Source organism: Paraburkholderia phytofirmans PsJN (genome assembly GCF_000020125.1).
Taxonomy (GTDB): domain Bacteria; phylum Pseudomonadota; class Gammaproteobacteria; order Burkholderiales; family Burkholderiaceae; genus Paraburkholderia; species Paraburkholderia phytofirmans.
The window spans coordinates 3,456,593-3,471,100 of sequence record NC_010676.1; the positions used below are offsets into that span (position 1 = coordinate 3,456,593).

General features: G+C 63.0%; 13 protein-coding genes. 6 read left to right on the forward strand and 7 right to left on the reverse strand.

Annotated elements, in window-relative coordinates; genetic code table 11:
* Positions 1-82: 82 nt before the first annotated feature.
* The 7 genes from BPHYT_RS35005 to BPHYT_RS35035 form a co-directional block, all read right to left on the reverse strand.
* Positions 83-1,792, reverse strand: a complete 1,710-nt coding sequence (locus tag BPHYT_RS35005; protein ID WP_012428857.1) for a J domain-containing protein — start codon at positions 1,790-1,792, stop codon at positions 83-85.
* Between the two features lie 6 nt (positions 1,793-1,798).
* Positions 1,799-3,508 (reverse strand): molecular chaperone HscC, encoded by a 1,710-nt coding sequence (locus tag BPHYT_RS35010; protein WP_012428858.1) that lies wholly within the window; start codon positions 3,506-3,508, stop codon positions 1,799-1,801.
* Between the two features lie 221 nt (positions 3,509-3,729).
* Positions 3,730-4,191 carry a GNAT family N-acetyltransferase gene (locus BPHYT_RS35015; protein WP_012428859.1) on the reverse strand — a complete coding sequence of 154 codons (462 nt, stop codon included), beginning with the start codon at positions 4,189-4,191 and terminating at the stop codon, positions 3,730-3,732.
* Positions 4,192-4,368: 177 nt separating this feature from the next.
* The gene (locus tag BPHYT_RS35020) at positions 4,369-4,788 is read right to left on the reverse strand and encodes a nuclear transport factor 2-like protein (protein WP_012428860.1); all 420 of its coding nucleotides are present in this window, start codon (positions 4,786-4,788) and stop codon (positions 4,369-4,371) included.
* A 26-nt stretch (positions 4,789-4,814) separates the two neighbouring features.
* Positions 4,815-5,918, reverse strand: a complete 1,104-nt coding sequence (locus tag BPHYT_RS35025; RefSeq protein WP_012428861.1) for an NAD(P)/FAD-dependent oxidoreductase — start codon at positions 5,916-5,918, stop codon at positions 4,815-4,817.
* Positions 5,919-6,055: 137 nt separating this feature from the next.
* Positions 6,056-6,259, reverse strand: coding sequence for a DUF3562 domain-containing protein (locus BPHYT_RS35030; RefSeq protein ID WP_012428862.1), 204 nt, complete (start codon positions 6,257-6,259; stop codon positions 6,056-6,058).
* 176 nt (positions 6,260-6,435) lie between these two features.
* Positions 6,436-7,497: a DMT family transporter gene (locus BPHYT_RS35035; RefSeq protein ID WP_012428863.1), complete on the reverse strand. Its 1,062-nt coding sequence runs from the start codon at positions 7,495-7,497 to the stop codon at positions 6,436-6,438.
* Between the two features lie 330 nt (positions 7,498-7,827).
* Here BPHYT_RS35035 and BPHYT_RS35040 point away from each other — a divergent pair, with 330 nt between their 5' ends.
* The 6 genes from BPHYT_RS35040 (at position 7,828) to BPHYT_RS35065 (ending at position 14,434) form a co-directional block, all read left to right on the forward strand.
* Positions 7,828-8,445 carry a lipocalin family protein gene (locus tag BPHYT_RS35040; RefSeq protein WP_012428864.1) on the forward strand — a complete coding sequence of 206 codons (618 nt, stop codon included), beginning with the start codon at positions 7,828-7,830 and terminating at the stop codon, positions 8,443-8,445.
* A gap of 70 nt (positions 8,446-8,515) precedes the next feature.
* Positions 8,516-9,292, forward strand: coding sequence for a DUF1295 domain-containing protein (locus tag BPHYT_RS35045; protein WP_012428865.1), 777 nt, complete (start codon positions 8,516-8,518; stop codon positions 9,290-9,292).
* Positions 9,293-9,355: 63 nt separating this feature from the next.
* Positions 9,356-10,456 carry an SAM-dependent methyltransferase gene (locus tag BPHYT_RS35050; RefSeq protein WP_012428866.1) on the forward strand — a complete coding sequence of 367 codons (1,101 nt, stop codon included), beginning with the start codon at positions 9,356-9,358 and terminating at the stop codon, positions 10,454-10,456.
* A gap of 491 nt (positions 10,457-10,947) precedes the next feature.
* Complete coding sequence (locus tag BPHYT_RS35055; protein WP_012428867.1) at positions 10,948-11,547, forward strand: cytochrome b; 600 nt, start codon at positions 10,948-10,950, stop codon at positions 11,545-11,547.
* A 49-nt stretch (positions 11,548-11,596) separates the two neighbouring features.
* Positions 11,597-13,048 carry a glycosyltransferase family 2 protein gene (locus BPHYT_RS35060; RefSeq protein ID WP_012428868.1) on the forward strand — a complete coding sequence of 484 codons (1,452 nt, stop codon included), beginning with the start codon at positions 11,597-11,599 and terminating at the stop codon, positions 13,046-13,048.
* Between the two features lie 165 nt (positions 13,049-13,213).
* The gene (locus BPHYT_RS35065; protein WP_012428869.1) at positions 13,214-14,434 is read left to right on the forward strand and encodes an aromatic ring-hydroxylating oxygenase subunit alpha; all 1,221 of its coding nucleotides are present in this window, start codon (positions 13,214-13,216) and stop codon (positions 14,432-14,434) included.
* Positions 14,435-14,508: the final 74 nt, after the last annotated feature.

Below are 14,508 nucleotides of genomic sequence, written 5' to 3' on the forward strand. Positions count from 1 at the left end.
TGCTGGATGGTGATACGCACGCGCTGTCCAGGTTCGCGCCGGGGATTGGAGCGATAATGCGCCCCTGAACATCGATTGCGGCCTAAGTCGCCGGCCGTTGCTTGATCCCCTCAATAACCCAGATACTCATCAAGCCCGCGCTTACACAAGCGATGATGTCCGGTTTATAAATCGCCAGCGCCATCCACACAAGGTTCGCATACCCGCGGAAAAACGCCGGTATCGCGTTACGCAGATCATTCCAACGCGTCGTCGCCAGCACGCCGCCCGCGGCCGACATCACCGCAAACAACGCCCACGCGAACTGCGTCGTACGCACTTCCTGTTGCAACAGCAACACGATCAACGCTACGAACCCGGCCCACCACAAAGGCACGCAAGCCCAAAACAACCGCGGCCGACGCGCGATCCATCCGCGCCATTCCGCCTGCGAAAACGAAAAGAAGAATGCGAACAGCACACCGTGCGCATAAGGCATCAGCCACGCATGCGAATCCGTGGCGATCCAGTGGCCCGCGAAACCCAACGCCGTCGCGCTGAATGCGGCCAGTATCGCGAGCTCCTTGACGGGCGGCCAGCCGTGAATCAACGCGGCCCAGATCGTACAGACGCCCAGTGTAGCCATCGCGATCGATGTCGAACGGCCGCTGCTGTCATCGCACAGTGCAAAGGCGGTCGCGCCAAGCCACACCGTAATCCAGCCATAACGCAGCCAGCCGATCGAGCGCAACGCCCGCAGCCGCTGTTGCTGCAGCTCGGACAACAGCACGGTCGTCGCGGCGACCGTCGTCAAGGCGAGCATCAGCGTCGACAGAAAAATGCCCAACTGAGCGGGCGACCACTGATCGAACCACCTGTTGCTGTTGGGGTTCAGCGAAGCGTCGGCGAACAGCAAACCGCACCACGCGTTCAAGGCGAGCGCCGGACCAAACAGACGGCCCGCGCCGACGCGGAATTTGAGGCAACGTCCCCAGAAATCGACCTTCTCGGCATCGAGCCGCAGCCGTACCACATTCGGATGGTAGCGACCGAGAGCGGTCAATAGCTGTTCCATCTCGGCGCGCACGCCGGCACGAAGCAATGCACGCGCGCCGGCCGTCATTTGCGGCAGCGGACCTTCGAGCAATGCCATAGCATTAGTGAAGCGCAGACGCAGCGCGTCGTAGTCTTCATCGGCGAACACGCGGTTCAAGGCGAGCGTGGCGATGGCCGCGTTGCGACGCCGCAGATGCGTGGAGTTGTCCCGCCAGCCGAGGACCGCGCTCAGGTTCATGCGCAGCGTAGCGGGCGTGTCTTCGTTCAGACAATGACACAGTGCCTGCCATTCGAGTTCGTCGCGCGTCGCAAGGTTGACGACGGCGGCGAATAGGTCTTGCAGCGAGCGGCGCGACTCGAGGTCGTCCGCTTGCGCGATGAAGTCGTGCCAGAGTTGGACGGCGGTTTCGAAGGGGTCGGCTTCGCGAGTGGCGGCCTGGCTTTGCGCCGTGTCGAGCGTGGCACGGGACGTCGCGGGCGCGATGTCACTCTCCTGCGCGGTTTCGACTAACACCGCGGGTTCAGCGTCAGACACGTTCGCGGCCGACGCAGCGTCCATGTCCTTCGCGACCGCGCCGCTCGCCATCTGCAACGCCGACTCATACGCATAGCGCAGACGTTGAAACGCCTCGGCATCTTCATCAGGACGCCGTTGTTTCAACAGCCGCGCGTAAGCGCGACGTACCGCGCGCTCGTCAGCATCCGACTCGATGCCGAGCACATCCCATGGCCAATGATTGTTGGAGATCGTATTCATGGCCGCTCAGTAAGACACATGCACGTCGAAACGGTCCAGCAGTGCGCTCAGTTCGCCGCGCGCTCGCGCGATTTCGTCGGCGTCCTGGCGCTCAATCAGTGCCTGGAAGCGAGCGATATGCGCCGCCAGATATTGCCGATGGTCACCGAGCGTTTCTTCATAGACTCGGTCGGCGCGTGTCATCAACGTTCGGTTCTCGAGTTGATCGCGTGGGTGAATCTTCAACGCGCTCAACGCCGCGAGACGCTGGCGGATTTCTTCGGCCGTCATCACGCCGGGGTTTTCTTCGATCACCATCGCGCGCTTGACGCCGCCCGGAAACGCCGTCGCTTCCACTTCCAGCACGCCGTTGATGTCGTAAGTGAAGCGCACATCCGCGCCCGCATCGCCCGCTGCCTTGAGCGGCACTTCCAGCGTGAATTCTCCGAGCGCGACGTTATCCGTGGTCAAACGCGCTTCGCCCTGAAACACCTTGATGCTCAACATCTGCTGACGGTCGCGCACCGTGAAAATGCGCTGCATGCGGCTCACCGGAACGATCGTATTGCGCTCGATGATCGGCAAGAAGTGGCCTGGCACGAACTGCGCCGGCCCGACCTGCATGGCCGTGTCGATGCCGAGGCTATAGGGCGCGACATCGGTCAGCACCATTTCATCGAGTCCGGCATCGCGCCCGACGAGGCCGGCCTGCACCGCCGCGCCGAGTGCGACCACTTCGTCCGGATTCAGATGTCCGGCGGGCAGGCGGCCGAACATCTTCGAGACCAGCTTGCGGACCATCGGCATGCGTGACGCACCGCCCACCAGGATGATCTCGTCGAGCGCGGCGACGGCGATCTTCGAATCGCGCAATGCGCGTTCGACCGGTTTGCGCAGACGTTGCAGCAAATGCTCGCAGGTGCGCTCCGCGGCGGCTGCATCGAGTTCGAGCACGTGCTGGTTGTCGTCGATCGTGAGTTCGAGCGTGACGCTGTCGATGCCGTTCTGCGTGAGTTGACGTTTCGCGCGTTCAGCTTGCTGATGCAGCCGTTGCGCGGCAACCGGCGTAAGCGATTGGAGCTTGAGACCGTTGCGTTGACAGAACAATTCGACCAATGCGTCGGTGAAGTCTTCACCGCCCAGAAAATTGTCGCCAGTGCTGGCGCGCACTTCCATCACGCCTTCGAAGAAGTCGAGCACGGAGACGTCGAAAGTGCCACCGCCGAGATCGAAGATCAGAAACTTGCGCTCGCTGTCGCGTTGATGCACGCCATACGCAAGCGAGGCCGCGGTCGGTTCATTGACGAGGCGCAGCACATTGAGGCCGGCGAGTTCACCGGCGATGCGCGTGGCTTTGCGTTGCGCGTCGCTAAAATAGGCGGGTACGGCGATCACGGCGTCGCTGACGGTTGCGCCGAGAAACGCTTCGGCATCGGCCTTCAACGACTTGAGCACCAGCGAGGACAATTCTTCGGGACGCAGCGTTTGCGTGCCGAGCGACACGGCGCGGCTGGTGCCCATGTAGCGTTTGAAGTTGGCGGCGGTGCGCTCGGGATGCGTATGCAAGCGGTCATGAGCAGGACGGCCGACAAGAATCGAGCCATCGCCGTCGATGGAAACGCACGAGGGCGTAAGCGTTTCGCCTAACGCGTTCGGGATGAGCACGGCGCGGTCGTCGCGCCAGATTGCTGCGAGACTATGCGTGGTTCCAAGATCGATGCCGATGATCGAAGGCATGTACAGTTTCCGATTCGTTTGCGCCCCCCCATGAGGAGATCGCCCAAGGTTTCGCTAGTGACCCGCTTGGAGCCGCGTGTAGCTCCGTCCAATGGCGATAACGGCAGACCGCCCGCAAACTTGAGCGGCGCGGGTCTGGAAGGTGGCGAGAATCGGGCTGGACGATGCGCGACGCGTGGTGGCCGCGCGATCGGTCGAACATCAATAGGCGACGCGCGCCATCACAACGCTTTGCGATACACCACGAAGCCTGAGCGGTCCGCGACCTTGTCGTAGAGTTTCATCGCCGTCTGATTCGTTTCGTGCGTCTGCCAGTAAACGCGCTGCGAACCATCGGCTTTGGCGCGCTCATATACCCCTTCGATCAATGCGCGGCCGACGCCTTTGCCACGCTCGCTGTCGAGCGTGTACAGGTCTTGCAGGTAGCAGATCGGTCCTTTCATGGTCGTGTGGCGGTGATACAGGAAATGCACGAGGCCGAGCAACTGGCCGTTGCGTTCGGCGACCATCGCATGCATCGGCTCGTAGCCGTCGAAGAAACGTTCCCACGTGATTTGCGTGATCTCGCGCGGCAACGCGGTTTCGCCCGAGCGGCCGTAGAACGCGTTGTAGGCGTCCCAGAGCGGCAGCCATGCGTCGAAGTCGCCGGGGACGACGGGACGGATCTGAATCGAATCGGACATGTGCGGTTCCTTAGTGAGTGAAGACTGCCAATCCGTCAGCATAAGAAATTCGACGCACCATTGTTAGCTCCACGACACGGCCGAAATTTGGAGCCACGATTGGACGAAGGACCGTCGATGTCGAATGTGGAGTGCGGTGCCGCGGCAGCCGCTATGCGAACGGATAGCAAACCGCGCTCAGTACGAACGCTGCTTGATACCCCAGCGCCCGTCCTGCCACGTCACGATCCAGACATTGCGATGCTGGGTAATGATCGAACCGTCCGCGCGATTGCGCGAATACACCACACGCAGGTGCACTTTGCGCGGGCTCACGAGCACCACGTGCTGTTCCTGATACGCAGTGTGATGCCACCTGGTAGCGCGCGTCAGATCGTCGAAGAAACCGGCGGCCAATTGCCCCGGCCGTTCCCAGATCACCAGTTGTTCGCCCGAGAGAATGACGTGCGGAAAGTGCAAATGCGCGTCCATACCGTCGAGATCGCGCGCGTTGAAGCAGGCGGTAAAGCCGTCGATGCAGGCGAGCGCGGCAAGCGTCATCGCGGTTTCGTCGATGCCGTCCTGCTGCGGGATGAACAATGCGTTGGCGTCAGCCATCGTTACGTATGGGAAAAAGCGACCATTCAGACCGTCTCGGCTCTGAGCCAGCGCGCGAGGGTGGCGTCGTCGTTTGTCTCCAGCGCCTCCGCGATTCGACGTCCCACCGCCGCACCGAATTTGTAGCCGTGTCCGGAGCACGCCGATACCACCAGCGTGTTGCCGATGCGCTTCGAAAAGAAGCGGTTATCCGCTGTGAACGTGTACGCGCAGGTTTTTACTTCGGATACCGTATATTCGTCGATCCGGCTGAACGGCGGTGAAAACAGCCGCCGCAAACGGTCGCCTTCACCGGGCGCCGCAGCACGATTCGCCTCGGGGTCCGGCGTGCGCGCCTTGTTGACGCCCGCGCCAAACTTCAGACCGATGCCGTCGAGCGGCGGCAGCACATAGCCATCGCTCGCGCCGCCGATATCGACGATCGCGGGCGCCGTCGCCCACGCGTCTTCCAGATCCGCAGGCGGCTCCAGATACGCGACGATGTTGCGATATGTCATCAGGTTCTCGGCAAGCGCGGGAAACATTTGCGCAGTCCATGCGCCCGCGGTGACCACGAGCCGGTCGGCGCGCACGATCTCGTCGTTTTCGAGTTGCACGGAAGCGGCGTTCGGATCGACCGCGTGCACCTTGGTGTGCATGCGAATGTCGGCGCCGCGCATCTTGAGCCACGCCTTCATATCGCGTGCAATGCGTTCGCTGAAAAGCGCACCGCCGTCGTGATCAAGGTAAGCGTAACGAAACGTGGCTGGATCGAGAAACGGGTAGCGCGCCGCTGCGTCGAGCGGCTCGAGCCGTTCGTACTCGAATCCCATGCGGTCAAGGCCGGTGCGGAACTGTTCGGCGCCATCGCCTGCGAATTGCGAAATACCGAGCACGCCGCAATTCGCATAATGGGACACGCCGAGATCGTTCCACAGCAGGTCCCAGCTATCGAACGCCTCTTCGATGTTCCGCGCATAACCATCTGCATCGCCGTATGCGCGACGAATCATGCGATGCCGGTCGCCCGATGCGGCGAGTGGATTTGGAATCGAGCCCTGCTCGATCAGCGTGATGTCATGTCCCTGTTTCGAGAGCGACCACGCCGTGCTCAAACCGGCGATGCCCGCGCCCACGATTGTTACCCGCATGCCAACTCCCCCGAGTCGATGTTCTGGGCGAGAGTCTATCAGCGGGAAAAAAATCGGTGCGCGGTACGTTAATTTCGCGCGAGTCGGTCGAGGCGAACAGGCGATTCAACAGGCGGTGGTCTCCGCGCGCCGCCGTGTCAGTGTTTGCGATTCGAATTGTCGCGAAGCTGGTTGCGTACTTTTTTCGCGGCAAAGAGCGGCACGTAGTCGAATACACGCGCATCGTGCCGATAGCTGGCCAAGGTGTCGGCGTACATCTTCGAGACCGTTTCCGCGGGCGTGTCGGTTTCCTCGGCGATGCTTTTCACTAATTCGTCTACGTTAGGCTCGGGTTGCGACATAGATCTCTCCAAAGATGCAGGCAGGATGGACAGGTGGTACACGGACAGCAGGAGTTTCATTACAGGATGCGATGCGTGCCGATGCCAATTGAATCGGCCTATCGCCTGATTTTTTTTCACAGAGATTTTTGTCTTGCGATGCGGCAAGTGCCCGCACGGTGCGGCCGGGCGAAAAATCAATGCGTGTGCCGGTGGTGGATGTCCGGGAAATGCGCATGCGCGTGCGTCATGGGTGCATGGCGGTGCGGATGGGTGTGCGGCTCGTCGCCGTCCCACGCGAAGTCATGCTCGTGCTGGTGATGCGCGTCGTGCCGGTGACGATGCGAGTGCTCGAGCGGATCGTGCGTGTGCGGATGTTCATGACGTTCGCGAATGTGCAGCCACACGCCCAGCGTCATCAGCGCGGCGGCAACCCAGAAGAGCGGCGGCGGCAGTTGCGGCCACAGCAGCCATGACAGGGTCACGCCGAATAGCGGCGCAACCGAGAAATAGGCGCCGGTACGCGCGGTGCCGAGATTGCGCAGCGCGACCACGAACAGCACCAGACTCACGCCGTAGCCGGCAAAGCCGGTGAGCATGGCGAGGGCGGCGGTCGAGAGCTTCGGCCAGGCGGCGCCGAGGGTGAGCGCGAGCGCCACGTTGACCGAACCGGCCACGAGTCCTTTTACGCAGGCGATGAACATCGCGTCGTGCGCCGACACCTTGCGCGTGAGATTGTTGTCCACGGCCCAGCACGCGCAGGCGCCGGCCAGCAGCAGCGTGCCCGGCGGCAGTCCCGCCGCGCCCGGTTGCCAGGCCAGCGCCACGCCGCCCGCGACTATCGCGGCCATGCCGAGGAACACCTGCACGTCGACGTTCTCGCGAAACACGATCCACGCGATCAATGCGGTGAATACGCCTTCCAGATTCAGCAGCAGCGAACCGGTGGCGGCCGGCGTCGTTTGCAGACCCAGCATCAACAAGGCGGGCCCTGCGACGCCGCCGGCCGCAATCGCGCCGGCCAGCCAGGGGATTTCGCGTGACGGGAAACGGCTGTGGCCGGCCGGCTGCCCGCCGCCGCCTTTTAGCCGGCGCGCCAGTATCACCGCGGCGAGGCCGCAGCCGCTGCCGAGGTAGAACAGTCCGGCAAGCAGGAACGGCGAGAGCGAGCCGAGCAGCGCTTTGGCGAGCGGTGTCGTCGCGCCGAACAGGGCGGCGGCAAGCAAGGCGGTGAATGGGGCGTTTAAGCGGATCGACATGAGGGAATTCGTATGGGAGGAGGCGCTGCAGACACGATAGCGCTAACCGGATCGCACCGTTTGTAAGTCGGGCGTAAGGCGTTGCTGGGCAGCAGGTCGGCCAGTGGAGCGAAGAAAGCGTCCAGTTTAGGCGAATACGGGCGCCTGAACTGCACGGCCCGAGCAGCGCACCGGTCGAGCGTGCGCGAAGTGGTGGTCGAGCACGCTTTGCGGGGCGGCTGCGTGTTCCGACGCGAATCAGCTGTATCGATTCATAGGCGCCGGGGCGCATCCAGAAAGCCCTGTCGAACGTAATACGTTTATTGCCGCCACACGTTCGAGGCCGCCGCCATGCGCCGAGTTGTCTATGCCATTGTCACCGCTGCCGCAACTGCCGTTGCGTCGGTGCTGCTGTTATCGCTCGCGGGTTGCTCCAACGATCCGCCCAATCCCAATCCGCGTGCGAGCGAGCCGCTCTCCACCGTGCCCGTCGACTTGCCGCGCTATATGGGCCGCTGGTACATCATCGCGAACATTCCGTACTTCGCCGAGCGCGACATGGTGGCGAGCCGCGCCGAATGGACACTGCGCCAGGACGGCAAGATCGACGATTCGTACTACGGCCGCAAGAAGAGCTTCGACGCCGAGGAAAAGCACTACCAGTTTCTCGACACGCCCGTGCCCGGCAAAGATGGCGGCGAGTGGCGCGTGCAGTTGTTCTGGCCCATTCACGTGACGCAACTGACGCTTTACGTCGACCCTGACTATCGTTACACGATTCTCGGTTATCCGGGCAAAAACCTTGGCTGGATTTTTTCGCGTGAGCCGGACATGAGCGACGACACGTATCGGGCCTTGCTTGGGCGGCTCGATGCGATGGGCTACGACACATCGCGTTTCAGGCGCGTGCCGCAGCGGCCGGATCAGTTGGGCAAGCCGGGCTTCGCTTCGCCGGGCGACGAGGACTAGCGGGCGCGCCGCGCGCATCCGATACCACCGCCGCAGCGTATAACCCGCATCGCCATCGAACGAGGAAACCATGCCGCCACTTGCCGCCGCCGTAATTGCCCTGATCGGACTCGTCGCGATTTTCAGCGCGGTCTGGGCATGGCAGTTGAAGAGCGAAAACGCCGGCATGGTCGATCCCGTCTGGGCGTATTCGCTTGGCCTCGTCGCGGTGCTCTACGCGGTGCTCGGCACCGGCGACGCCGGCACGCGCGCGTTGACCGCGCTCGGCGGTTTGATCTGGGGCGTGCGGCTCGGCACGCATTTGTGGAAACGCAATGCCGGAAAGCCCGAAGACGCGCGCTATCACCGCTTCCGCGAAGAATGGGGCGATAAGGCGGCGAGCAGGATGTTCTGGTTTTTCCAGTTGCAAGTCGTGATTTCGATGCTGCTCTCGATCGCGTTTCTGGTGCCGTCGTACCGCGGCACGGCGCCGGCTATTGGGTGGGTCGTGCTGGCCGTCGTGGTGTGGATCGTTTCCGTGGCTGGTGAAGCCATGGCCGACCGCCAGTTGCAAAGCTTCAAGGCCGATCCGGCCAATCGCGACGCGGTGTGCCGCGTCGGCTTGTGGCGTTACTCGCGGCATCCGAATTACTTCTTCGAATGCGTGCATTGGGTCGCTTATATCGCGTTGTCGGTCGGCACGCCTTGGGCCTGGTTCACGCTGCTGCCGCCGGTGCTGATGGCGTTTCTGTTGCTGAAGCTCTCCGGCATTCCGTTGCTCGAAGAAAGCATGGCAAAGCGGCGCCCGGGTTACGCCGATTACATGCGCACCACCAGCACGCTGATTCCGTGGCCGCCGCGGCGTTGAACACGCGACCACGGCGCACGCGCGCATTCGAAAAGTCCAGAATAACGACAGGGAGTCACCCTCATGAGCGTATCCACTACCGACCACAGCTTACCGCCGTCGCCTGCCGAACCCAGTGATGGCTGGCTCATTCAAGGCTGCGAGCGCGGCTGGCTGCCGGACAGCGTGATCCGCTTCGGCATGCGTCAATTGATGCGTCAGCGTCTGCGCGACGAAGCGGCCAATAACGGCGAGTTGCGTGCGCAACGGCTCAACCGTCTGCTCGACGATCTGCGTGCGAGTCCCATCGCCATTGAAACGCAAGCCGCCAACACGCAGCATTACGAGGTGCCGGCGTCGTTCTTCCACGCGCATCTCGGGCCGCATCTGAAGTACTCGTGCTGCCTGTATCCGACCGGCGGGGAGACGCTCGCGCAAGCCGAAGCGGCCATGCTCGAACGCTATGCCGAGCGCGCGGAACTCGCCGACGGTCAGCGGATTCTCGACCTCGGTTGCGGCTGGGGTTCGCTGTCGTTGTGGCTGGCGGCGCGTTATCCGAATGCGCGGATCGTCGCGCTATCGAACTCGCATGGGCAGCGCGCGTTTATCGAAGCGCGCGCGGCGCAGGCGGGTCTGCACAACCTCTCGGTGGTGACGGGCAACATCGTCGATTTCGAATTCGACAATGCGCAGCTTGGCCGCGGCTTCGACCGCGTAGTCTCGATCGAGATGTTCGAGCATATGAAAAACTACGGCCTGCTGCTCGCGAAAATCGCGCGCTGGATGCACGACGACGCGAAGCTGTTCGTGCATATCTTCGTGCATCGCACGCTGGCATACCACTTCCAGGTGCAGGACGGCAGCGACTGGATGTCGAAATACTTCTTCACGGGCGGTACGATGCCGTCCGAGGCGCTGCTGCTCAATTTCCAGGACGATCTGCGCATGGAGCGGCAGTGGTGGGTGAGCGGCACGCATTACGAGCGCACGGCGAATCATTGGCTCGCCGCGCTCGACGCGGCGCGTGACCGGGTAATGCCGATGCTCACCGACACCTACGGCGCGCGCGATGCGGCAGTATGGCTACAACGATGGCGCATGTTCTATATGGCCGTAGCCGAGCTGTTCGGCTACGCGCATGGGAACGAATGGGGCGTCGGGCATTACCGGTTCGTCAAGCGCTAGACGGCTGTCCGCTGGTTCCCTGATGCGCGAGCGGTGACGCGATGCGTCGGCTGCCTTTCACGGTGTTTTTACGCTTGTCTAGCTATTGCGCGGGCGTCTCCCGGCTGCCGCGCGACGATTTATCGCGTCGGCAGGAAACTGCGCAGTGATCCCCGCATCAAACCTTGGACGCATCCCGAGGTATGCCGCGGCAACGACAATGGCATTCCGCTCGTCGTTCGCTCGTTGCCGCAACCGCCCCGCCTGGCATCGCCACTGACATGATGCGCATGCAACCAACGGCCGTAGCTCATGAGTCGGCGCACATCCAAGGTGCAACGGCGTCGCTCAACCCACGTGCACGAAATAATCTGAAACACAGTTTTAAGCGCCCAGCGGAATAAAGCGTCACACTGGGGCGTTTGCCTATACTGCGGCGCATCGGGATGTGCTACTGCCTCGCCGGATTTTCAAACATCTTTCGCAGCCATGCCGCTGCGGACGGAATAAACATGAACACGCACGCCGACTCTTTGACCGATTCGACCGGCACGCCCGTGCCGTCGCGCTACACCCGCACAGCCATGGTGCTGCACTGGCTCATCGCGCTGCTGATGATCGGCAACGTCGTGCTCGGCCTGAGCGCGGATTCGTTGCCGGACGACTGGGTGCGCCCGGTGGTCGACACCCACAAGTCGATCGGCATCACGGTGCTCGGTCTCGCGCTCATGCGCATCTTGTGGCGCGTGTCGCACAAGCCGCCGCCGTTGCCGCGCGAGTTTCCGTCGTGGGAAAAGATTGCCGCGCACGTCGCGCATTTTCTGCTCTATCTGCTGATGATTGCGCTGCCGCTGTCCGGCTGGCTGCACGATTCCGCCTGGAAAGACGCGGCCACGCATCCCATGCACCTGTTCAATCTGTTTCCGTGGCCGCGTATCAGCTACGTGATGAACCTCGATCCGGCGCTCAAGGAGACCTTGCACGATCGCTTCGGCGCCTTGCATACCTGGCTCGGCTACGCGCTCTATGCGTTGCTGGCAATGCATATAGGCGGCGCGTTGAAGCATCAGTGGATCGATCGCAAGTCGGTACTGAAGCGCATGGTGCCGTGAGCGCCGCTTTCACCTATCAACCGCAACATCGACAAACCCGGCAGTCATTTTGAAGAAAACCCTGGAACAGGCTCTCGCTCTCGCTTCGCCGCGCGTCGTGCCGCGTCGCACGACGCCGTTGAGCACGCTGATTCATCTGAGTGTGGTCGTGCTGTGGCTGCTGCTGTTCGCGCGCGCTTTCTTTCTGCAGGGCGCGCTGGCATGGTCGACGGGTATCGCGTACGTGGTGTACGACACGTTGCTGCTGGCGTTCGTCACGTGGAAAACCTTGCCGTTGATGCGGCGTGCGCCGCCGCTCGAGCCGGACTTCGAGCGGCGCAGCTTGCCGAGCATGGGCGTGATCGTCGCGTCGCATAACGAAGCGACGGTGCTGCCGGTAACGATCGCCGCGCTGCTGCGGCAAACGCATGGGCCGGCACAAATCGTGATTGCCGACGATGGTTCCACCGACGCGACACACGAGCTGCTCACCGAACGCTTCGGCCTCACCGCAGCCGCCGACGGCGTGCTGAGCGCGCCGAGCGCGCTGTATCCCAATCTGTTCTGGCTGCGTGTGCCGCACGGCGGCAAGGCCCGCGCGCTGAATGCGGCAATCACCGTGATAACCACGGAAACCGTCATGACGGTCGACGCCGACACCCTGCTCGACGACGACGCCACCTACGCCATGCGCGCCGCTTTCGCAAGCGAGCCGAAGCTGGTCGCCGCGGCGGGCATTCTGGTGCCGGTGTGCGGCAAGTCGTTGTCGGGGCGCGTGTTCCAGTGGTTCCAGACTTACGAGTACATGCGCAACTTTATCGCCCGTTTCGCGTGGATGCGTGCGGACAGTCTGCTGCTGATTTCCGGCGCCTTCGCTTCGTTCAAGCGCGACGCGCTGGTCGACGTGGGCGGCTTCGATCCGCAGTGTCTGGTCGAAGACTACGAGCTGATTCACCGGCTGCGCCGCTATTCGGTCGACCACGACCTCGGCTGGGACGTGCGCGTGGTCGGTGAGGCGCATGCCCGCACCGATGCTCCGGACAATCTCGCCAGCTTTCTGCGTCAACGCCGCCGCTGGTTCGCGGGCTTTCTGCAGACGCAGTACTGGAACCGCGACATGACCGGCAATCCGCGCTACGGCATGCTCGGCATGCTGATGCTGCCGGTCAAGGCAATCGACACCATGCAGCCGATCTACGGCCTCACCGCGTTCGCGCTGCTGCTCGCCTTTGTGTTCGGCGGACATGGCGCGATCGTCGTGTCGATCTTCAGTGTGATCGGGATCAAAACGGCGATCGACCTCGCGTTCTATTTGTGGAGCATCCATCTGTACCGGCGCTGGACCGGCGAGCGCACGGGCTCCGGTTTGTGGATGGCGATGCTCGCGGCGGTCGCCGAGCCGTTCACGTTTCAGCTGGTGCGGCATGTGGGCGCCGCGCTCGGCTGGCTGCATTTCCTGCGCGGCGGCCGGTCGTGGGGCGTGCAGCGCCGCTCGGGACTGGTGGCGCACGACGAGAGCTGACGCGCACCGCATCGCCTCCAGCGGGCGTGGGCCGGGCAGGCGCCGCAGTGGGTGGTTGCACGGTCCCCAAACCCATACAGCGTTGGGTTCTAGTAGACTGGCGACGATGCCGCCCGCAATTTGCAGGGCGCAACCTTCTATCCGCCCGTGCACGGAGACCCACCTATGCATGCTGTGCCCCCGCTAGAACAAGACACCGTCGATATAACCGTCGATGCGTCGCCTGCCCAGGCCGCATCGCAGAAACCGGCTCACGCGCCGGGCCAGGCCGCCAACGACGCACCAGTGCGCGATCTGCGCCGCGTCGGCATTCACCCTGATTACTGGTATCCGCTCGCGTGGTCGCACGAGGTGAAGCGGGGCAAGACGCACGGTGTGACGTTCGCGGGCGATCCGATCGTGCTGGCGCGCACGGAGTCCGGCAAGGTGTTCGCGCTGGAGGACCGCTGCGCGCATCGGCAGGTGCCGTTGCATCAGGGCGTGGTGGATGGGGAATCGATCCGCTGCGGCTATCATGGCTGGACTTACGACTGCTCGGGCAAGTGCATCGACGTGCCGTACCTGGGCCGCGAGCGTCTGCCGAACGGCGTGCGCTCCTATCCGTGCCGCGAGATCGAAGGCCTGATTTTCGTTTTCCCCGGCGACGCCGCGCTGGCCGAACAACGGCCGCTGCCCGACCTCGCGTCGGTCTCGGATCCGAAATACAAGACGCGCCGCTTCGGCCGCGCGGTGAATTGCCATTACTCGTTCATGCACGAGAACCTGATGGACATGAACCATCAGTTTCTGCATCGCAAGCAGATGGGGCAGATGCGGGCGCGTTCGCTCGGCCGGCGGCGCGGCGAGGGCTGGGTCGAAGTCGATTACACGTTCGCGCGCATGGCCGGCCAGCAGCCGATCGGCGAAGCGATCGTGTTCGGCCAGAGCCGTAAAACCGGCGGCGACAACGATAAAGACGTGATGACGATCCGCACCGAGTATCCGTATCAGACGCTGCAGATCCGCACGTCCGAGCAGACGCTGGTGATGAATCTGTGGATCATCTACGTGCCGCTCGATCGCGAGCAGCGCACCAACCGCACATTCGGGCTGCTGTCGATTCGCAAACCGGGCATTCCCGGCGTGTTGAATCTCGCCTGGCCGCTGCTGGTGTGGTTCACCGAGCGCATTTTCAAGGAAGACCGCGAGATCGTCGAAGCCGAACAGCGCGCGCACGATTCGCAAGGCGCGGACTGGAATCACGAGGTGTTCCCGGTCATCAACGATCTGCGCGCGTTGCTGCGCGAAAACGGCGCGCCGGATCAGGTAGTGGGCGCCGGCACGGGCGACACGGCCGTGATCCGCTTCTGGGACTCGCGCCACGGCAGCCCGTTGGCGAAGAGCTGATCTTTCCCCTTCGAGGGGAATTAATCCATCTCCGGACGGTAGGGAATCCTGGGGGGATCGAGCAGCGATAATGG